Origin of the sequence: Serratia sp. CY32780, from assembly GCF_052169135.1 — a bacterium.
In the GTDB taxonomy this organism is placed as follows: domain Bacteria; phylum Pseudomonadota; class Gammaproteobacteria; order Enterobacterales; family Enterobacteriaceae; genus Serratia; species Serratia sarumanii.
In genome coordinates this window covers 1,221,986-1,239,902 of the sequence record NZ_JBJNLI010000001.1, presented here as the reverse complement: position 1 = coordinate 1,239,902, position 17,917 = coordinate 1,221,986, and the positions used below count along the sequence as shown (strand labels likewise).

General features: G+C 61.5%; 18 protein-coding genes and 1 pseudogene. 11 read left to right on the top strand and 8 right to left on the bottom strand.

Annotation, left to right across the window (positions count from 1 at the left end; all coding sequences use genetic code 11):
• Positions 1-10 precede the first annotated feature (10 nt).
• Together ACJ8HH_RS06125 and ACJ8HH_RS06120 are read left to right on the top strand one after the other, a co-directional pair.
• Entirely contained in the window at positions 11-946 is a 936-nt protein-coding gene (locus ACJ8HH_RS06125) for a Csu type fimbrial protein (RefSeq protein WP_033638278.1), read from the top strand.
• 135 nt (positions 947-1,081) lie between these two features.
• Complete coding sequence (locus ACJ8HH_RS06120; protein ID WP_004931517.1) at positions 1,082-1,321, top strand: DUF1480 family protein; 240 nt, start codon at positions 1,082-1,084, stop codon at positions 1,319-1,321.
• 55 nt (positions 1,322-1,376) lie between these two features.
• Here the strand turns inward: ACJ8HH_RS06120 and ACJ8HH_RS06115 are convergent, their stop codons facing one another.
• Both ACJ8HH_RS06115 and ACJ8HH_RS06110 read right to left on the bottom strand, forming a co-directional pair.
• Entirely contained in the window at positions 1,377-1,976 is a 600-nt protein-coding gene (locus ACJ8HH_RS06115) for a hypothetical protein (protein WP_033646337.1), read from the bottom strand.
• 4 nt (positions 1,977-1,980) lie between these two features.
• Positions 1,981-2,373 carry an ASCH domain-containing protein gene (locus tag ACJ8HH_RS06110; protein WP_033638276.1) on the bottom strand — a complete coding sequence of 131 codons (393 nt, stop codon included), beginning with the start codon at positions 2,371-2,373 and terminating at the stop codon, positions 1,981-1,983.
• Between the two features lie 338 nt (positions 2,374-2,711).
• Between ACJ8HH_RS06110 and yniD the strand changes: the two genes are divergently transcribed.
• A complete protein-coding gene (yniD, locus tag ACJ8HH_RS06105) occupies positions 2,712-2,804 on the top strand; it encodes a small membrane protein YniD (RefSeq protein WP_223307179.1) in 93 nt (30 codons plus the stop codon).
• Positions 2,805-2,842: 38 nt separating this feature from the next.
• Here yniD and ACJ8HH_RS06100 read toward each other — a convergent pair whose 3' ends face one another.
• Positions 2,843-2,995 (bottom strand): hypothetical protein, encoded by a 153-nt coding sequence (locus ACJ8HH_RS06100; RefSeq protein WP_162846222.1) that lies wholly within the window; start codon positions 2,993-2,995, stop codon positions 2,843-2,845.
• Positions 2,996-3,152: 157 nt separating this feature from the next.
• Between ACJ8HH_RS06100 and ACJ8HH_RS06095 the strand changes: the two genes are divergently transcribed.
• The gene (locus ACJ8HH_RS06095) at positions 3,153-3,362 is read left to right on the top strand and encodes a hypothetical protein (protein WP_004931526.1); all 210 of its coding nucleotides are present in this window, start codon (positions 3,153-3,155) and stop codon (positions 3,360-3,362) included.
• A gap of 273 nt (positions 3,363-3,635) precedes the next feature.
• On the opposite strand, the pseudogene ACJ8HH_RS06090 reads toward ACJ8HH_RS06095, so the two are convergent.
• Both ACJ8HH_RS06090 and ACJ8HH_RS06085 read right to left on the bottom strand, forming a co-directional pair.
• Positions 3,636-3,848 (bottom strand): annotated as a pseudogene (locus tag ACJ8HH_RS06090) (M10 family metallopeptidase C-terminal domain-containing protein); the annotation flags it as partial.
• A 47-nt stretch (positions 3,849-3,895) separates the two neighbouring features.
• Positions 3,896-5,239, bottom strand: a complete 1,344-nt coding sequence (locus ACJ8HH_RS06085; protein WP_033638272.1) for a 2-hydroxycarboxylate transporter family protein — start codon at positions 5,237-5,239, stop codon at positions 3,896-3,898.
• 431 nt (positions 5,240-5,670) lie between these two features.
• Between ACJ8HH_RS06085 and pckA the strand changes: the two genes are divergently transcribed.
• The 4 genes from pckA (at position 5,671) to ACJ8HH_RS06065 (ending at position 11,670) form a co-directional block, all read left to right on the top strand.
• Complete coding sequence (gene pckA / locus ACJ8HH_RS06080; RefSeq protein WP_033653893.1) at positions 5,671-7,290, top strand: phosphoenolpyruvate carboxykinase (ATP); 1,620 nt, start codon at positions 5,671-5,673, stop codon at positions 7,288-7,290.
• A 207-nt stretch (positions 7,291-7,497) separates the two neighbouring features.
• Positions 7,498-8,802 carry an MFS transporter gene (locus tag ACJ8HH_RS06075; RefSeq protein WP_033653892.1) on the top strand — a complete coding sequence of 435 codons (1,305 nt, stop codon included), beginning with the start codon at positions 7,498-7,500 and terminating at the stop codon, positions 8,800-8,802.
• A gap of 169 nt (positions 8,803-8,971) precedes the next feature.
• The gene (locus ACJ8HH_RS06070) at positions 8,972-10,231 is read left to right on the top strand and encodes an oligosaccharide MFS transporter (protein WP_197766185.1); all 1,260 of its coding nucleotides are present in this window, start codon (positions 8,972-8,974) and stop codon (positions 10,229-10,231) included.
• Positions 10,228-11,670, top strand: coding sequence for a sucrose-6-phosphate hydrolase (locus ACJ8HH_RS06065; RefSeq protein WP_197766184.1), 1,443 nt, complete (start codon positions 10,228-10,230; stop codon positions 11,668-11,670). The genes ACJ8HH_RS06070 and ACJ8HH_RS06065 overlap by 4 nt, the downstream gene beginning before the upstream one ends.
• A gap of 41 nt (positions 11,671-11,711) precedes the next feature.
• Here the strand turns inward: ACJ8HH_RS06065 and ACJ8HH_RS06060 are convergent, their stop codons facing one another.
• From ACJ8HH_RS06060 to ACJ8HH_RS06050, 3 genes are all read right to left on the bottom strand, one after another.
• On the bottom strand, positions 11,712-12,713 hold the full coding sequence (locus tag ACJ8HH_RS06060) for a LacI family DNA-binding transcriptional regulator (protein ID WP_060387629.1): 1,002 nt from the start codon (positions 12,711-12,713) through the stop codon (positions 11,712-11,714).
• Positions 12,714-12,782: 69 nt separating this feature from the next.
• Positions 12,783-13,346: a HutD family protein gene (locus tag ACJ8HH_RS06055; RefSeq protein ID WP_197766183.1), complete on the bottom strand. Its 564-nt coding sequence runs from the start codon at positions 13,344-13,346 to the stop codon at positions 12,783-12,785.
• The gene (locus ACJ8HH_RS06050; RefSeq protein WP_089185876.1) at positions 13,346-14,716 is read right to left on the bottom strand and encodes a formimidoylglutamate deiminase; all 1,371 of its coding nucleotides are present in this window, start codon (positions 14,714-14,716) and stop codon (positions 13,346-13,348) included. Before ACJ8HH_RS06050 ends, ACJ8HH_RS06055 begins: the two co-directional genes overlap by 1 nt.
• A gap of 180 nt (positions 14,717-14,896) precedes the next feature.
• On the opposite strand from ACJ8HH_RS06050, the gene hutC reads away from it, so the two are divergent.
• The 3 genes from hutC to hutG all read left to right on the top strand — a co-directional run bounded on the left by hutC (position 14,897) and on the right by hutG (position 17,833).
• Positions 14,897-15,652, top strand: coding sequence for a histidine utilization repressor (gene hutC / locus ACJ8HH_RS06045; RefSeq protein WP_033638258.1), 756 nt, complete (start codon positions 14,897-14,899; stop codon positions 15,650-15,652).
• A gap of 157 nt (positions 15,653-15,809) precedes the next feature.
• On the top strand, positions 15,810-17,033 hold the full coding sequence (hutI, locus tag ACJ8HH_RS06040) for an imidazolonepropionase (RefSeq protein WP_164096228.1): 1,224 nt from the start codon (positions 15,810-15,812) through the stop codon (positions 17,031-17,033).
• Entirely contained in the window at positions 17,030-17,833 is an 804-nt protein-coding gene (gene hutG / locus ACJ8HH_RS06035) for an N-formylglutamate deformylase (RefSeq protein ID WP_033646348.1), read from the top strand. Before hutI ends, hutG begins: the two co-directional genes overlap by 4 nt.
• The last annotated feature ends 84 nt before the right edge of the window (positions 17,834-17,917 follow it).

The window sequence follows — 17,917 nt, the reverse complement described above, 5'->3', positions numbered from 1 at the left end:
GAGAGTCACTATGTTTCGGGGATTGAAAGCCTTCTTATTGTTAACCCTCTCGCTACTGTTCTGTCAGCGCGCATTCGCCGACTGCGCCACCACCAACGGCACCGTCACCTTACCGGGAAGCAGCTCTTTCGTGGTCTACAACGGGCAGATCAACGCCCAGGGCACCGCCGGCCTCAACTGTACCGGCCTCGGGCTATCGCTGCTGTCGCAGAACACCGTCACGGTCAAGGTTGCGTCGACCACCAACGGCATGGCGGTCGCCAACACCGACGGTTCCGGCGATAAAATCGCCTACCTGATCTATCCCGACGCCAACTATCAATATCCCTACAGCATCGGGCAGACCATTGACTACAGTTCACTGAATCTGTTGTCGCTGATCCTGATCTCCTCCAACGTCAACTTTCCGCTGTATATCAAAACCACCGCCGGCGCCAACGTGCGTTCGGGCACCTATACCGACACCATCAACCTGATCTGGAACTACCATATCTGCGGCCTCGGCGTGCTCGGCCTGTGCATCTGGTGGGACGGCGTCAACAAGGCCAGCACGGTCAGCGTCAGCGTCGCCATCACCAAAGACTGCCTGATCGGCACCGCGCCCAACGTCAACTTCGGCAGCATGGCGTTGGTCGGGCAGTTCAATCCTGTCAATCAGAGCATCACCCTGACCTGCACCAAAACCGAGGGATACAACACCTATTTCACCAACGGCAATAACCCGGTCTCCGGTTGGCGGCGTATGAAAAGCGGCACCAGCAATTTCATGCAGTATCAGATTTACTTGCCCAATACGACGACCGTTTGGGATAGCACCAACAAACAGAGCGGCGCCGGCACCGGGCTGGCGCAAAGCATCCCGTATAAGGCGGCGGTCAATGCGGCGCAGACGGAAGTGGCGGTCGGCAGCTATCAAGACAATCTCAGTTTTGTGGTGGAATACTAGGCGCGGTGCTTTGCCGTCGTGGAAATTGTTTCCAAAATGTAATTTTTATGTGGCATTTTTTGCTCACTTGGCTATGCTGTTACCGATGGCCGCACTGGTCTAACCTCCTACCACACCATTGAGCAAGGAGTTCCCATGAGCAAAACCGTCGTAAAAATTGGCAGCTTCGAGGTCGATGACGCGCATCTTCACGCCGGCGCCGACCGCGCCGGCACCCTGAGCATTCCCTGCAAGTCCGATCCGGATCTGTGCATGCAGCTGGACGGCTGGGATGAACACACCAGCATTCCGGCGATCCTCGACGGCAAACAGTCACTGCTGTACAAGCAGCACTACGATCGGCAGGCGGACGCCTGGGTGATGCGGCTGGCATGAAAATGCATCAGAACTGCTGACGACGCGCTGTTTTCATCGGAAACAGCGCGTTTTTTTATGCGATGGCGATGCCGCGGCCGGCAAAGAAAGGGGTGAAGCGGCTGAGCGGCAGGTGCACCCGCTCGCGCGTCGCCGGGCTGTCGCCCGAAGGATTGTGGAAGGTCACGCTTTGCGCATCGGCGGCGGTGATCAGCACCAGATGCCCGCCCCGCTGCGGCGGTATGCTCTCCGGCCGGCGAATGGAGGGATGCACCGAGGCGATAAAGTAACGGCATTCTTGAAGCAGCGCCGGCACGTCAGCGGCCTCCAGCCCCACCTTCACCTCCGCTTGCAGCGCGAACTGCTCGCGTACGAACTCGACGAACGGCGCGTAAATCAGCCCCTTTATCCGCTCCCCTTCGCGCACATAGGCGCCGTAAGGCAGGCTGCGCCGCGCCAGCTCCAGCAGCGGCGGCGCTTCGCCGTCGCGGTGGCCCAGCACCATTTTCAGACAGGCCATGCCGCACACGTGATTGGCCCACTCGACGTACTCCGCCCGATCGCGGGCGCCGCTGCGCGCCCAATTTTCGTCTTGCGCCAGCGTCGCGCGGCCGGCGATCAGATCGGCGGCCAGTTCCGGGCTGGCCCACTGGCACTCGTAGGGAACGGCGCGCATAAGATTAGAATTTGTCGACGACTTTGAAATTCATCAGCACCAGCGTCATGTCCGGCGAGAACAGATCGTACTCTTCGAAGAAGCGCTGCAGCTCTTTGCGCCAGTGCGCCAGCGAGCGATCGCCCTCGCCTTCGGCAAAGGCGTGCGCTTCATCGACCTGATCGTAAGTTTTCATTTCCACCGCGGTCAGCTCGACCGCGCAGACCGGCTCACCCTTGCCGTCCACCACCAGGAACCGATCGCCGGCCTGCGGGATCCCCTCGCCGTCGAGGTTGGAACAGGTGGCCGTTTTGGTGCCATTGAGGATCAATTGCACCACTTCATCGGCCTGCTGCTCGGTATCGCCGAACGCCCAGCGCTCAAGGTGCTCGTATTTCTGTGGAATTGCCGTCGCCATGATTATACCTTTAGGAAAAATGCATCAATGCAGACAGGATAGTACAACGTATTGCCGGCCGTCTGCATCCGTCGCAAGCGCGACTGCGCGTTCCGCCACCGCCGCCTTTACGCGTTTTTACCGTTCTTCGCTGTGCCTGCCGCGCTGTCGGGCGCATACTGTGAACATTATTCACCCAATGGCGACCGCCAGGCGGCAACATGCGGCAAAATGACATCGATGCTGACGATACCTTCAGCGATTTACTCAACGGCGTCGCGTTAGTGACGCTTTTCCTCATCATCCTCGCCGGTGGTTGGTATTTCAGCTAAAGGGGAAACAACGTGGCAACAAAACGCATGGGCGCCAAGCTCAGTAAAATGGTGGTGGTGCTGCTGCTGATCTGCCTGGCGTTGCTGCTGTTGCGTTGGGCGGCGATAGCCTTCGGTTAATCCCGCGAAACGACGCCGGCCAAACGCCGGCGCCCTGCTCACCGCCGCCGCGGCGCGGTCGGCTCCAGCAACTCCCGCAAATAGGCCAAGCGCGCCTCTCCCTGCGGCAACCAGCGGCGACACAGCCAATGCTGCGTTTCACCCGTGCGGCTCAGGCGGTAGTACTCCGTAAAGGTTTCGACCCAGTTCATGATGTTTTCTCCTGCTTTTCGACACCGCAAGTATTGAGCGTAAAAACCAGAAGAAATACTGATGGCTTGTTTTTTATGCTTCCTGTTTTAGGCAGCCGGTAGCGAAGCCGCAGTTCAGCTGCTACATTGGGCAAAAATCAACCAGCCGAGGTAGACCATGACGTTCTCGGAACAGGAGATTAAACCCGTATGGGATGAGGTCGCACGCCTGATCGGCGACGGCGTGATGCAGCTGCGCCATCGCGGCGAAGCGCTGTCGGTGGAAACGCTGGAAAAACATCTGGCGCGGCAGCTGGCGGACAGCAACGATATCGAACGGCGCATCCTGCTCGGCGCCGCCATCAACATGCTGAAAGGCGGAAAATGAATCGCCAACCGAAAAGGTTGGCGATCCGACAGAAGCCCGAGGTATGCAAGCCCGGCCTTCTGCGCGCTACTATGTCACGCTAATATGACGGAATTAATAGGAATTGTCGGGTTTTTGCCCAAAACGCCCTATTTTTGTTGCCTGCATTACGCCAACACGAAATCACCCGCATCCAGCGGCTGCCCCACCACTTTCACCAGGAAATCGCTGCCGGTGTTGAACAGCGTCAGATCGTTCTTGTCTTCACCGCGCACGAAGTCGCGGATCCAATCCGCCGGTGGCGGTGAGGAAGTCGCGATCGGTATTGGAATTGAAACCGTAGATCGTATCGCCGATGCGGGTGTGCATGTTGGCGCCGTAGAAATGCGGGATCGCCGTGATGTCGTTGAGCAATGGCCCGGATGAGTACGCGCCTTTAAAGTCCTGCCCGATGTTGCTTTCGCTGAAATAGCTCATCACGCTGTGGGTGCGGCTGTCCTCGAAATAAAAAACCGGGGCAATCCAACCCCGGCTATCCATAAGAAACCCTGGACTTAGACTAACCAACCGAGCAGCAGCGTCGCGCCAATGACCGTGGAAGCGCCGCCGATGCGCGTGGCGATTTGGGCGAACGGCATCAGCCCCATGCGGTTCGATGCCGACAGGATCGCCACGTCACCGGTGCCGCCCAGGCCGCTGTGGCAACAGGTGACGATCGCCGCTTCCACCGGGAACATCTTCAGGTAAGGCGCAATCAGGAAACTGACCAGCCCCATCGACAGCACCACCGAACCGCAGACCACCACATAACCGACCGAGAACACCGCCACCACGCTTTCCAGCGGCACGTACAGCATGCCCAGACCGATCATCAGCGGCCACACCAGCGCGGTGGAGACGAACTTGTAGAAACTGTGCGCACCGGTCTCCATCGAGGCCGGGATCACCCGGCAGTATTTGCACAGCACCGCGAACAGGATCATCAGCACCGGGCCGGGAATATGCACGATGTGTTCAAACAGGCCGCCGACGATAAAGAAGGCGCAGATCACCAGCAACCCGCCGCCCATCAGTTGGAAATCGACGTTGCCGCTTTGCTCCTTGATGGCGAACATCGCGTTCTCCTGCGCCGAGCGGATCAGCATGCCGTCGCCGCTCAGCGCCTTGCGCTGCATGCCGATGCGCGCCAGCACCCCGGCGGTCACGATGGCGAAGATGTTGCCCAGCACCGCCGCCGGCGCCAGCTGCGCGACGTAGACGTCCGGCGTCGAGCCCAGGATCGCCGAATAGGCCAGCGACAGCGGTAAAATCCCCTCGCCGATGCCGCCGCCGATGATCGGCACGATGATGAAGAAAAAGGTGTGATAAAAGGTAAAGCCGAACAGCTTGCCCACCAGCAGCCCGGTGATCACCGCCGTCACCGTACCGACCACCAAGGGCACAAACATGCGAATCATCCCCTGAATCAGGATCACCCGGTTCATGCCGAGAATGCTGCCGACCACCAGACTGGCGATGACGAAATAGAGCAGGTTGGCGTCTTTCATCAGTAGATGAACGGTGCCCATGACGTTAGGCTGGAAGACATTGAAATAGACCAACACCGACGGCACCATCAAACACAGAATGGCCGGCCCGCCGATATCGCGCAGCACGGGAATGCTTTTTCCCAACTGCGCCAGCGCAAAGCCCAGCGTCATTATCACCGCCAGGCCGCCGATCATATTCTTCGGCAGGAAGTTGGCGTAGGCGGAAATCGCCACGATCGCGCAAATCGTGATAAACAACGCGATCGGCACCGCACCGATATCTATTTGACGAAGTTGATTAATTAATCCTGAGGATTCGGACGATGCCGCATTTTTATCACAGGCCAGTTCTGCATTTATCTGTTTCATTATTCACCCTGCTGACAAGCGTACAGTACGGTTAGATTCACCTGGCGCAACAGTCCTGCCATAGCCAAGCAAAAACAAATGATTACGAAAAATCCTATTGTGGATTTCGCTTTTCTAATAAGAAATAAAACAGTGGACAGCCCTGACGATATGATAAAAAATAAAAATGCAAAACTAAATTACGCCGGCGAAATTCAATATTGTGACCCTCCGCCAAGGTTGGTTTTAATTAATTATCGTCAGCATTTTGTAATTAAAGTAAGCAGGCTTAAATTCGCTGCTATGCTATAGGAGGGCGAAAAAGCCCCCTGTTTTATTAATAAAGAACCGGAAACGCATTAGCTGAATCCGGTCAGCTTGATCCGAACCTTAATCCTGCGCGCGGCACCGCACGGGAAAGAGGCATAATATGACTCATAAGGAAGTAGAATATGTCTTCACGCGCTGTTACCCCACAAACCCTCGCTCGCTACGGCATCCATCAGGCCGCCGACATCGTCTATAACCCCAGCTATGAATTGCTGTTCGCCGAAGAGACCCGCGCCGACCTGCCGCCGCTGGAACGCGGCACCCTCACCCAACTCGGCGCGGTCAACGTCGCGACCGGTGAGTTCACCGGCCGTTCGCCGAAGGACAAATACATCGTGCGCGACGACACCACGCGCGATACCGTCTGGTGGTCGGACAACGGCACCGGCAAGAACGACAACCAGCCGCTCTCTCCGGAGGTCTGGCAGCATCTGAAAACGCTGGTGGGCAACCAGCTCTCCGGCAAGCGTTTGTTCGTGGTGGACGCGTTCTGCGGCGCCAACGCCGACACGCGCCTGAAAGTGCGCTTCATCACCGAGGTGGCCTGGCAGGCGCACTTCGTGAAAAACATGTTTATTCGCCCGAGCGACGCCGAACTGGCGGACTTCGAGCCGGACTTCGTGGTGCTGAACGGCGCCAAATGCACCAACCCGGACTGGCAGCAGCAAGGGCTGCATTCGGAGAACTTCGTCGCCTTCAACCTGACGGAACGCATGCAGCTGATCGGCGGCACCTGGTACGGTGGCGAGATGAAGAAAGGCCTGTTCTCGATCATGAACTACCTGCTGCCGCTGAAGGGCATCGCCTCGATGCACTGCTCGGCCAACGTCGGCGAGCAAGGCGACGTGGCGGTGTTCTTCGGCCTATCCGGCACAGGCAAAACCACCCTCTCCACCGATCCGAAGCGCCAGCTGATCGGCGATGACGAGCACGGCTGGGACGACGACGGCGTGTTCAACTTCGAAGGCGGCTGTTACGCCAAGACCATCAAGCTGTCGCCGCAGGCGGAGCCGGAAATCTATCAGGCGATCCGCCGCGATGCGCTGCTGGAAAACGTCACCGTGCTGGCCGACGGCAGCATCGACTTCGACGACGCCAGCAAGACCGAGAACACCCGCGTTTCCTATCCGATTTATCACATCGAGAACATCGTCAAACCGGTGTCCAAAGCCGGCCATGCGCGCAAGATCATCTTCCTGACCGCCGACGCCTTCGGCGTACTGCCGCCGGTATCGCGCCTGACGCCGGAGCAGACCCAGTACCATTTCCTGTCCGGCTTCACCGCCAAGCTGGCCGGCACCGAGCGCGGCATCACCGCGCCGACGCCGACCTTCTCCGCCTGCTTCGGCGCCGCGTTCCTGACGCTGCACCCGACGCAGTACGCCGAAGTGCTGGTGAAACGCATGGAGGCCGCCGGCGCCCAGGCTTACCTGGTCAACACCGGCTGGAACGGCAGCGGCAAACGTATTTCGATCAAGGATACGCGCGGCATTATCGACGCCATTCTGAATGGCGACATTGAGCAGGCCGAGACGTTCACGCTGCCGATCTTCGGGCTGGACGTGCCGACCGCGCTGCCGGGCGTCGATCCGTCGATCCTCGATCCGCGCAAAACCTACGCCGACGAGTCGCTGTGGCAGGAGAAAGCGCAGGATTTGGCGCAGCGCTTTATCGATAACTTCGCCAAATATACCGTCACCCCGGCGGGTGAAAAATTGGTGAACGCCGGGCCTAAACGGTAACGGCATTCCCCCGCTCAAGGGCCGATTCGTCGGCCCTTTTTTGTTTTCACTCTTCCGCCATCCCCTGCGTTCGCCGATGTTTGCCCCGAATGGTGGCGTATCGACGGCCTGCGCTGAGCGCTTCACAGTTCCCGCTGAAATCAATTGATTGTTTTGTCGTATAAATTTAGAACTGACGAACAATAATTCAAAAGTATGGGAACGGGGATGAATCAACAGACTCTCGACGCGCGCCGCTCGCGTCAGGCGTTGCTGGCCGGCTCGGTCGGCAACTTTATCGAATGGTATGAGTTCGGGGTGTACGGGTTCCTGGCCACCGTTATCGCCGCCAATTTTTTCACGCTGCAGGGTGAAAACGAAATCACCAGCCTGATCCTCACCTACGCCGCCTTCGCGCTGGCGTTTTTCTGTCGGCCGATCGGCGCGGTGATCTTCGGCCGCATCGGCGATCGCATCGGCCGTCGCCCGACGCTGATTGCGGTTCTGCTGCTGATGACGCTGGCCACCGCGCTGATCGGCGTCATGCCGACCTATGCCTCGATCGGCGTCGCCGCCCCGCTGCTGCTGACGCTGCTGCGCATGTTTCAGGGGCTGTTCGCCGGCGGTGAATTCGGCGGCGCCGTGTCGCTGATGACCGAGTTCGCCCCGAAGGGCAAGCGCGGGCTGTTTGGCGCCTGGCAATCGCTGACCGTCGCGCTCGGCCTGCTGGCCGGGGCCGGGCTGGTGGCGCTGTTGGCCGCGCTGCTCAGCGTGCAGCAGCTGCATGACTGGGGCTGGCGCATTCCGTTCCTGCTGGCGCTGCCGCTGGGCGCGGTGGCGCTGTGGCTGCGGCTCAAGCTCGAGGAAACGCCCACGTTCACCCAGGCGCAGCAACATGCGGAACACGCCGCCGCGCCGCCGGAAGCGAAGCTGGGTGGCGTGGTGAAAACCATTTTGATCGGCATCGGCCGCATGATGGGCTGGTCGGCCGCCGGCTATACCTTCCTGGTGGTGATGCCTTCCTATTTGCAAACCTCATTGCACGCCACCTTCCAGCAGGCGCTGGTGGCGACGGTGCTCGCCAACGTCGGCTTCGCCCTGACCATTCTGCCGGCGGGCATTGTCAGCGACAAACTGGGGCGTAAAACGGTGATGCTGACGGCGGTGGCGGCGGTGATCCTGTTCACCTTCCCGCTGCTGCACCTGTTGCAGGATGCGCAGAGTTCACTGTGGGCCAAAGGGCTGGCGGTCATGATCGCCGGCGCCGTGGTCGGCCTACTGGCCGGCCCCGGCCCGGCGATGCTGGCTGAGATGTTCCCGACCCGGGTGCGCTATACCGGCTTGGGGCTGGCTTACTCGCTGTCCAATGCGGTGTTTTCCGGTTCGGCCGGGCTGATTATCACCGGCCTGATCAAACAGACCGGTAATATCGACATTCCCGCTTACTACGTGGTCGCCACCTCGGTGGTCAGCCTGTTTGCGCTGATGACGCTGCGCCGCGACGACCATCTGCGCTCGCTGAACGAACGTTAATCTTCCGGGGGGCGCATCGCCCCCTTGCCAACCCGTGACCTCGATCACAAGGCACAAATGTTAACGTTAACTTTTGTGATTAACATCGCATGCGTGATATCTGCTGGCTTCATCCCTTTGCGAGTTAACGTTAACAATAGAACTAACTTCACTCACCGGGGCCCTACCCATGAACCGCGAAACTAAAAAATATTACGTGCTGCTCAGCGGCCTGCTGTTCTTCTTTTTTTTCACCTGGTCTTCCAGCTTTTCGCTGATCTCGCTGTGGCTGAATCAGAAGATCGGCCTGAAAGGCGCCGAGACCGGCCTGATCTTCTCCGCTATCTCGTTGGTGGCGCTGTGCGCCCAGCCGCTGTACGGGTTTATTCAGGACAAACTTGGGCTGCACAAGCACCTGCTGCAGTTTCTCGGCGTGATGCTGCTGCTGACCGGCCCGTTCTTTATCTACGTTTACGCCCCGCTGCTGGCCAGCAGCCTGCCGCTCGGCGCGCTGGTCGGCGGGGTATTTATCGGCGCCACCTTCTTCGCCGGCATCGGCGCGCTGGAATCTTATACCGAGCGAGTCAGCCGCATCAGCGGTTTCGAATTCGGCCGCGCCCGCATGTGGGGATCGCTCGGCTGGGCCAGCGCCACCTTTTTGGCCGGTTTTATCTTCAATATCGATCCGAACATCAATTTCTGGCTGGCCTCCGCCGCCGCCGTGGTATTCCTGTTGCTGCTCAGCCAGGTGCGCGAGCTGAAGCCGAACGCCATGGCCGGCCTGGCGTTCGGCAAACCGGAAAATCTGCGGCTGCAGGATGCGCTCGCGCTGCTGCGTATGCCGGGCTTCTGGGCGCTGGTGGTGTTTGTGCTCGGTATCAGCGTGTACAACGTTTTCGATCAGCAATTTTCGGTCTACTTCGCTTCGCAGTTCGCTTCACGCGAACAGGGCAACGAGATGTACGGCTTCCTCAACTCGCTGCAGGTCTTCCTCGAAGCCGGCGGCATGTTCCTGGCGCCGCTGCTGGTGAACCGCATCGGCGCCAAACAGGGGTTGTTGCTGGCCGGTGGCGTGATGGCGCTGCGCATGTTCGGCTCCGGCTTGGTCAGCGGCGCATTGATGATCTCCGCCATGAAACTGCTGCACGCCGTAGAGTTGCCGATCCTGCTGATCGCTATCTTTAAATACATCGCCAGCCGCTTCGACAGTCGCCTCTCCTCAACGCTTTACCTGGTGGGCTTTCAGTTCATCACCCAGGTGATGGCCAGCTTCCTGTCGCCGCTGGCGGGCTACGGTTATGACCGCATCGGCTTTGCCGACACCTATCTGCTGATGGGGTGCGCGGTCGCCGCCACGACGCTTGTCTCCTGTTTCCTGCTGCGCGGCGAACGTTCCGCCGGCGCAACCCCCTTTCAATCCGCCATTAAATCAAGCGAGTCTATCCAATGAACACTGCCTTAGCTCAAGCCGACCATGCGGTCGAGGCCCTGCGCGCAGAGCGCCGAGACGAATACTACCCGCAGTTCCATCTCGCGCCGCCCGCCGGCTGGATCAACGATCCCAACGGCCTGATCTGTATTGACGGCGTCTATCATGCCTTCTTCCAGCATCACCCCTACAGCGAACACTGGGGGCCCATGCACTGGGGGCACGCGACCAGCCGCGATCTGATCCGCTGGCAGCACCAGCCCATCGCCCTGGCGCCCGATGCGCCCTATGACAAAGACGGTTGTTTTTCCGGTTGCGCCGTGGATGACAACGGCGTGCTGACGTTGCTTTACACCGGCCACGTGTGGCTGGGCGAGCCCGGCGACGACAGCCAGGTGCGGGAAGTGCAATGTCTGGCCACCAGCGAAGATGGCATACGCTTCGTCAAGCACGGGCCGGTGCTGGCCGCGCCGGACGGCATTCAGCATTTTCGCGATCCGAAAGTCTGGCGCGAGAACGGCGAATGGTGGCTGGTGGTCGGCGCCAAAGAAAACGGTCTCGGCCAGATGCGCCTGTACCGTTCTGCAGACCTGCGCGCCTGGCGCTTCGATCGGGTGCTGGCCGGCGCGCAGGCGGCGCATCAAGGATATATGTGGGAATGCCCGGATTTCTTCCCGCTGGGGGAACAACACCTGTTGTTGTTCTCTCCGCAGGGGCTGGCGGCACAGGGCTACCGCTACCGCAATCGCTTCCAGAGCGGCTATCTGCTCGGCCACTGGCGGCCTGACAGCGACTTTAGGGTGACCCAACCCTTCTGCGAGCTGGATGCCGGCCACGATTTCTATGCGCCGCAGACCTTCACCGCCGCCGACGGCCGTCGGCTGCTGTTTGCCTGGATGGATATGTGGGAATCACCGATGCCCAGCAAAGCGCACCGTTGGGCGGGCGCCCTCACCCTGCCGCGTGAGCTGACGCTGGCCGCCGACGGCAGCGTCCGCATGAACCCGGCGCGTGAACTGGCGGCGCTGCGCCGAGAATCGCACACGTTTTTGGCACAGACGCTGACCAATCAGCATCTGCCGCTGGCGGACGACGTGCAGGAACTCACCCTGACGTTGAGACCGGCCGACAACGACGCCGAGCGTTACGGGCTGGCCATCGGGAATGCGGCGCGCCTATTCGTCGACAATCAGGCGCACCGACTGGTGCTGGAACGTTTTCATGACAACCCCGCCCTGTGCACCTGCCGCAGCGTGCCGCTGCCAGAAGGTGACACCCTGTCACTACGGATCTTCATTGACCGCTCATCGCTGGAGATCTTCGTCAATCAGGGGCAGGCCTGCCTGACCAGCCGCATCTATCCGACGGCGGGCGAGCGCCACCTCAGCCTGTTCGCCGAAGGCGGCCGGGCACAGTTCGAGCCCATCACGGGATGGCAGTTGGCAAGCCTCTGGGGATAATGGGAATGAGCACCGGGCGCGCAGCGACGCACCCGGTGCGCTTACAGCGAACCACGCTCCAACAGCGGGCAAGGCACTTTCACCGTCTCACGCTGCTCCCGCTGCTCAATCACATGCAGCGCCGCAAGGCGGCCCAGCTCGTAATGCGGCAGTTGCACCGTCGTCAATGCCGGCAGGAACAGCTCGCCGGTGCCGACCATATTGTCGTAACCCAGCACCGCTACCTGTTGCGGTATCCGCCATCCTTGCGCCAGCAATACCTGATACACCAGAAAGGCTATCCGATCGTTCCCGCACACCACGACATCGCAATCGCGCCTGCCTGCAGAGAAATGCCGCTCCAGCAGCGCGACGCAGTCGCGATAGCTTTGGTCGCCGCCGCTCAGATCGAGATGATACTGCCGCAGTTGTTCAACATCGCGCCCCGCTTCGCGCCAGGCGCGTTCCAGACCGCGACGGCGCAGGCCCGCCGCCAGCGTATCCGCCGGTAAATGAATGCACAGTGGCGCGCGATAGCCTTTGGCGATCAGCGCGCGCATGGCGTCATACTGCCCTTGCTCGTCATCAGGAATGTAGCTGGCGATCGAATGCGCCGGGCTGACGCAGTTGGCCAGCACCAGCTTTTTGTCCAGCAGTTTGGCCGGCAATGTCACCTCGCGCAGCCCCATCGTGGTGAAGATCACCCCATCCGGACGATGCGCTAGCAGCAGATCGACGGTCTGTTCGGCGTTGTCGTCGGCAAACAGGTTGACGACGAAGCTGTTCCAGCCTCGCTCGCGCGCGGTTTTCTCAATCGACAGGATCATTTCCACCGAGAACGGCGTCGTGGCGGTGTCCAGCGCCAGCACGCCGAGCGTCTGCACGCGATTTCCGTCACCGCGAATACGCCGCGCCGACAGATCCGGCACGTAGTCCAACTGGTCGATAGCCTGTTTGACGCGGCGGTAGGTTTCCGGCCGCAGCTTGCCGGGTTCATTGATGGCGCGGGACACCGTCATCAACGAGACTCCGGCAAGTTTTGCGACGTCTTTCAGCGAAGCCATGCGCCCTTCTTTATGATTAATGGGGAAAAGTGAATAATCCCATAACCGGGCGCAGGACTCTACTCTGCGTTAGCAGGCTGTGATGTTCGCCCACAGAATAGCGCCGTCGGCCGTCAGCGGCGCCACTTCACCGCCCGCCGCCTGCGCCGCCCACCAGACGCCCTCGCGTGCCCGCAGTTCGCCGCCCCCCGGCAGCGACCAGACCCCACTCAGCACATACAGCACGCCCGCCCGGTTGGACGGCAGGGTGACGGGCGCCGTGCTGCGCCGCACCTCGGCCGCCTGCCGGCCGCGGCGCGTCATGATGTTGAAATCCTGACTGGCGCCGCCCAGCAGCATCGCTTCCAGCGCCACGTCGCCGGAGAACGCGAACGGCTCCCCGACGCGCGCCAATTGATGGTCGATATGCCCGGCGCTGAACAGCCGCACGCCGTCGCCTTCCAGCAGCGTGATCGAACGATCGATGCCTGCAAAGGCGGAAAACGGTCCGTCCTGTGCGATGGTGGCGATGCTGGCGCGCCAGTCAAAATCCTGCGCGCCCGGCGGCCAGCTGACGATTTCACGGGTTTCCCCACCGCCGTTGCGCCACGGGCTGACCGGCAGCGCGGCGAAGCTAAAACGGGTCAGGCTCATTACGCCTCCTGCTGAAAGGTTTTCAGCACCTGCAGGAACTCGGCGCTGCTCTGCTGCTGTAGCGCGTGCCGCCCCTGCTCGATCACCTGCCGGCCGCCGACGAACACGTCGCGAATTTGCTCTTTACCGCCGGCGAACAGCCAGCGGTTGAGGATCGAGGCGTCCGGCGCCGCCGCCAGATACGGATCGTCGCCGTCCAGCACCAGCCAGTCGGCGCGATAGCCGCTCTGCAACCGGCCGATCGGCGCGCCGCACGCCTGCGCACCGCCCTGCAGCGCCTGCAGGTACAGCACATCGCCCACCGCCGACTGTTCCGGCGTCGTCAGACGGTTGCGGCGCTGATCGCGCAGCCGCTGGCCGTATTCGAACCAGCGCAGCTCTTCCACCACGTTGAGCGAAACGTGGCTGTCGGAACCGATGCCCCAGCGCCCCTGCTGCTGCAGGTAAGCGTCGCCGGGGAAGATGCCGTCGCCGAGGTTGGCTTCGGTGGTCAGGCACAGGCCGGCCACCGCGCGGCTGCGCGCCAGCGCTTCCAGCTCGTCGCGATCCAGATGGGTGGCATGCACCAGGCACCAACGCTGATCGACCGGCAGATGGTCATACAGCCAGGCCACCGGGCGCTGCCCGCTCCACGCCAGGCAGTCGTTCACCTCTTTTTGCTGCTCGGCGATGTGAATATGCACCGGCAAAGTGCGATCCGACGCGGCCAAAATCTGCTGCATCTGGCCCAGCTCCACCGCACGCAGCGAGTGGAAGCACAGCCCCTGATTCTGCAACGGACGATCCGCCAACTGGCGGGCAATCACCTGCTGCTGGTGCAGATAGCTTTCGGTATCCTGGATAAAACGTTTCTGCCCCGGCTGCGCCGGCTGCGCGCCGAAACCGGCGTAGCTGTACAGCACCGGCAGCATCGTCATGCCGATGCCGGCCTGATGCGCGGCCTCGCTGAGGCGGCCGGTCATCTCACCGCGATCGGCGTAAGGCTTGCCGTCGGCGTCGTGATGCAGATAATGGAATTCGGCCACCTGGGTGTATCCGCCCTTGAGCATTTCGATATACAGTTGACGGGCGACTACCTCCACCTGCTCCGGCGTCAGGCGCTGCACCAGGCGGTACATCAGATCGCGCCAGGTCCAGAAGCTGTCCTGCGGGTTGCCCGCCACTTCCGCCAGCCCGGCCATCGCGCGCTGGAAAGCGTGGGAGTGCAGGTTCGGCATGCCCGGCACCGCGTCGCCGTGCAGCCGGGTGCAGCCTTGCGGCTCAGCGTCGGCGGTAACTTGAGTCAGATAACCTTGCGCATCGACGTCCAGCCGGACGTTATGCGCCCAGCCCTCAGGGAGCAAAGCGCGTGGGGCAAAATAAGCAGGCATGGCAGTATTCCACTGTTGGTGTAACGGCGAATGAGGCGCGGCGATGGCGCGCCTTCGGGAATTTTTGGCGGCCGCCGGCAAGTTTCTGGCGCGACGGCCACTAGTTGTATATACATATACATACGCCGACATCAACAGTAAACTGGTGTTATTATTTTTTTATTTGACGAGGTTAACGTCGTGGCTGAACAACAGACCGTGTTACAACTGGCGGCTGCAATGAGCGATGCCCCCGCCCCGATCTACCAACGGGTCAAACAGGCGATCGTGAATCAAATCCGTGCGGGGCATTGGCAACCGCACCAGCGCGTGCCCTCCGAAAGTGAACTGGTGGCGGAACTGGGCGTCAGCCGCATGACCATCAACCGCGCGCTGCGCGAGCTGACCAGCGAAGGTTTTTTGATTCGCATGCAGGGCGTCGGCACCTTCGTCGCCGAAGCCAAAGCGCATACCGCGCTGCTGGAAGTGCACAACATCGCCGATGAGATCGCCGCGCGCGGCCATCGTCACAGCAGCAAGATCCTCGAGCTGAAGGCCCGTGCGGCCAGCGAGGAAGAAGCGACGGCGCTGGGCATTCACCCCGGCCAACGGCTGTTCTATTCGCAGATCGTGCATTACGAAAACGATGTGCCGGTGCAGGTGGAAGACCGCTGCGTCAACCCGCTGGTGGCGCCGGATTACCTGAAGCAGGATTTCGACCGCGTCACGCCTTACACCTACCTGACGCAGGCCGCGCCGCTGACCGCCGGCGAACACATCGTCGAAGCGGTGATCCCCACCCGGCGTGAGCGCGAGCTGCTGCAGCTGGAAGACCATGAACCCGGTCTGCTGATCCATCGCCGCACCTGGTCCGGCAAAACCGTGGTGACCTCGGCCCGGCTGCTGTACCCCGGCAGCCGTTATCAACTGTTCGGCCGCTTCACCAGCGAAGTCTGATCCCCGGCAGGCGCGCCCTGCGCCTGCATCTCCGCTATCGATCACATCCTGATAACAAAATTTCGCCCGCCTCTTGTGACATCCCGATGAATGCGTTAGGTTGTTTTTAATTGTATATACAACCATGTGGGAGCTGCGGCTCCGGCGGAGGAAAGCAATGACGTCTGAGATTCACTGTGACAGCCTGTGGCACGGCGCCGATATCGTCACCATGCGCGACGGCAAGTATCACACCCTGACCGACGGCGCGATCGCCGTGCGCGACGGCAAGATCGTCTGGATTGGCGAACATGCGGCGCTGCCGTCCGGCCTGATCGCGGACGAAACGGTGAAATTCGACGGCGGCATTATCACCCCCGGTTTTGTTGACTGCCACACGCACCTGGTGTTCGGCGGCAATCGCAGCGGCGAGTTCGAACAGCGGCTGAACGGCGTGAGCTACGCCGAGATCGCCGCGCAGGGCGGCGGCATCATTTCCACGGTGAAAGCCACCCGCGCGGCCGATGAAGCGCTGCTGCTGGAGCAGGCGCTGTTCCGCCTGCGGCCGCTGCTGGCGGAAGGCGTCACCTGCGTGGAGATCAAATCCGGTTACGGCCTCAGCCCGGAAAGCGAACTGAAGATGCTGCGGGTGGCGCGCAAGTTGGGCGAGTTGCTGCCGGTCGAGGTGAAAACCACCTGTCTGTCGGCCCATGCGCTGCCGCCGGAATACGCCAACCGCGCCGACGACTACATCAATCTGGTCTGCGACACCATCATCCCGCAGGCGGCGGCAGCCGGCCTGGCGGATGCGGTTGACGCCTTCTGCGAACATCTGGCGTTCTCGCCGGCGCAGGTGGAGCGGGTCTTCGCCGCCGCCGAAGCCGCCGGTTTGCCGGTCAAGCTGCACGCCGAGCAGCTCTCCGCCCTCGGCGGCAGCACGCTGGCGGCGCGCCATCACGCGCTTTCCGCCGACCATCTCGAATACGCCACCGAACAAGATGCCCGCGCCATGGGCGACGCCGGCACCGTGGCGGTGCTGCTGCCCGGCGCCTATTACCTGCTGCGCGAAACCCAGTGCCCGCCGGTGGAGCTGTTCCGCAAGCACCAGGTGGCGATGGCGATCGCCAGCGACGCCAACCCCGGCACCTCGCCGGCGCTGTCGCTGCGCCTGATGATCAACATGGCCTGCACGCTGTTCCGCCTGACGCCGGAAGAAGCGTTGGCGGGCGTCACCACCCACGCCGCCAAAGCGCTGGGGCTGCAACACAGCCACGGCACGCTGGAAACCGGCAAGGTGGCGGACTTCGTTCACTGGCCGCTGTCGCGGCCGGCGGAACTGGCTTATTGGTTGGGCGGTCAGCTGCCCTGTACGGTGATTTTCCGAGGAGAAGTACGTCAATGACCATTCGCGATCCTTTTAGCTTCCAGACCGGCAGCCTGCCGCTGCTGATCAGCATCCCGCACGCCGGCACGCAACTGACGCCGGCGGTCGAAGCCGGGCTGACCGACGACGCCCGCCCGCTGCCCGATACCGACTGGCACATACCACAGCTGTACGAGTTCGCCCGGGCGATGGGCGCCAGCGTGCTGGTCGGCAACTATTCGCGCTTCGTCATCGATCTGAACCGCCCGGCGGACGACAAGCCGCTGTACACCACCGCCACCACCGGTCTGTATCCCGACGTGCTGTTCGACGGCCGTCCAAGCTTCCTGCCGGGCAAAGCACCGACGGACGCAGAGCGCGCCGGCTATCTGCAGCAAATTTGGCAACCTTATCATCAGCAGCTGCAAGACGAACTGGCGCGCCTCAAAGCGCGGCACGGCTATGCGCTGCTGTTCGACGCGCACTCCATCGCCTCGGTGATCCCGCGGCTGTTCGAGGGCAAGCTGCCGGATCTCAATCTCGGCACCAACGGCGGCGAAAGCTGCGCCCAGGCGCTGAGCGATCGGCTGGTCGCCTGCTGCGAGCAGCAACAGCAATACACCCACGTGCTGAACGGCCGCTTCAAGGGCGGTTACATCACCCGCGCCTACGGCCAGCCGCAGCAGCAACAGCATGCGATCCAGCTTGAGCTGGCGCAGGTGAACTACATGTCCGAACAGTATCCTTACGCGTTCGAACCGCAGCGCGCCGCCTCGCTGCAGCGCCTGCTCAAGCAGATGATTGAAGGCCTGTTGGACGGCGCCGCCAGACTCAACTGATCCCCTCTGCAGGCGCCGCCGGGCGCCTGTCTCTCCCCCTGCCTTTAACCGCATCGTCAGCCGCGTTCTGCGCGCCATATCAAA

Bases quoted from the DNA above. Each gene is read 5' to 3' on its own strand.
- ACJ8HH_RS06125 (WP_033638278.1), top strand. From the start codon at position 11: ATGTTTCGGGGATTGAAAGCCTTCTTATTGTTAACCCTCTCGCTACTG.
- ACJ8HH_RS06120 (WP_004931517.1), top strand. From the start codon at position 1,082: ATGAGCAAAACCGTCGTAAAAATTGGCAGCTTCGAGGTCGATGACGCG.
- ACJ8HH_RS06115 (WP_033646337.1), bottom strand. From the start codon at position 1,976: ATGCGCGCCGTTCCCTACGAGTGCCAGTGGGCCAGCCCGGAACTGGCC.
- ACJ8HH_RS06110 (WP_033638276.1), bottom strand. From the start codon at position 2,373: ATGGCGACGGCAATTCCACAGAAATACGAGCACCTTGAGCGCTGGGCG.
- yniD (WP_223307179.1), top strand. From the start codon at position 2,712: ATGGGCGCCAAGCTCAGTAAAATGGTGGTGGTGCTGCTGCTGATCTGC.
- ACJ8HH_RS06100 (WP_162846222.1), bottom strand. From the start codon at position 2,995: ATGAACTGGGTCGAAACCTTTACGGAGTACTACCGCCTGAGCCGCACG.
- ACJ8HH_RS06095 (WP_004931526.1), top strand. From the start codon at position 3,153: ATGACGTTCTCGGAACAGGAGATTAAACCCGTATGGGATGAGGTCGCA.
- ACJ8HH_RS06085 (WP_033638272.1), bottom strand. From the start codon at position 5,239: ATGAAACAGATAAATGCAGAACTGGCCTGTGATAAAAATGCGGCATCG.
- pckA (WP_033653893.1), top strand. From the start codon at position 5,671: ATGTCTTCACGCGCTGTTACCCCACAAACCCTCGCTCGCTACGGCATC.
- ACJ8HH_RS06075 (WP_033653892.1), top strand. From the start codon at position 7,498: ATGAATCAACAGACTCTCGACGCGCGCCGCTCGCGTCAGGCGTTGCTG.
- ACJ8HH_RS06070 (WP_197766185.1), top strand. From the start codon at position 8,972: ATGAACCGCGAAACTAAAAAATATTACGTGCTGCTCAGCGGCCTGCTG.
- ACJ8HH_RS06065 (WP_197766184.1), top strand. From the start codon at position 10,228: ATGAACACTGCCTTAGCTCAAGCCGACCATGCGGTCGAGGCCCTGCGC.
- ACJ8HH_RS06060 (WP_060387629.1), bottom strand. From the start codon at position 12,713: ATGGCTTCGCTGAAAGACGTCGCAAAACTTGCCGGAGTCTCGTTGATG.
- ACJ8HH_RS06055 (WP_197766183.1), bottom strand. From the start codon at position 13,346: ATGAGCCTGACCCGTTTTAGCTTCGCCGCGCTGCCGGTCAGCCCGTGG.
- ACJ8HH_RS06050 (WP_089185876.1), bottom strand. From the start codon at position 14,716: ATGCCTGCTTATTTTGCCCCACGCGCTTTGCTCCCTGAGGGCTGGGCG.
- hutI (WP_164096228.1), top strand. From the start codon at position 15,810: ATGACGTCTGAGATTCACTGTGACAGCCTGTGGCACGGCGCCGATATC.
- hutG (WP_033646348.1), top strand. From the start codon at position 17,030: ATGACCATTCGCGATCCTTTTAGCTTCCAGACCGGCAGCCTGCCGCTG.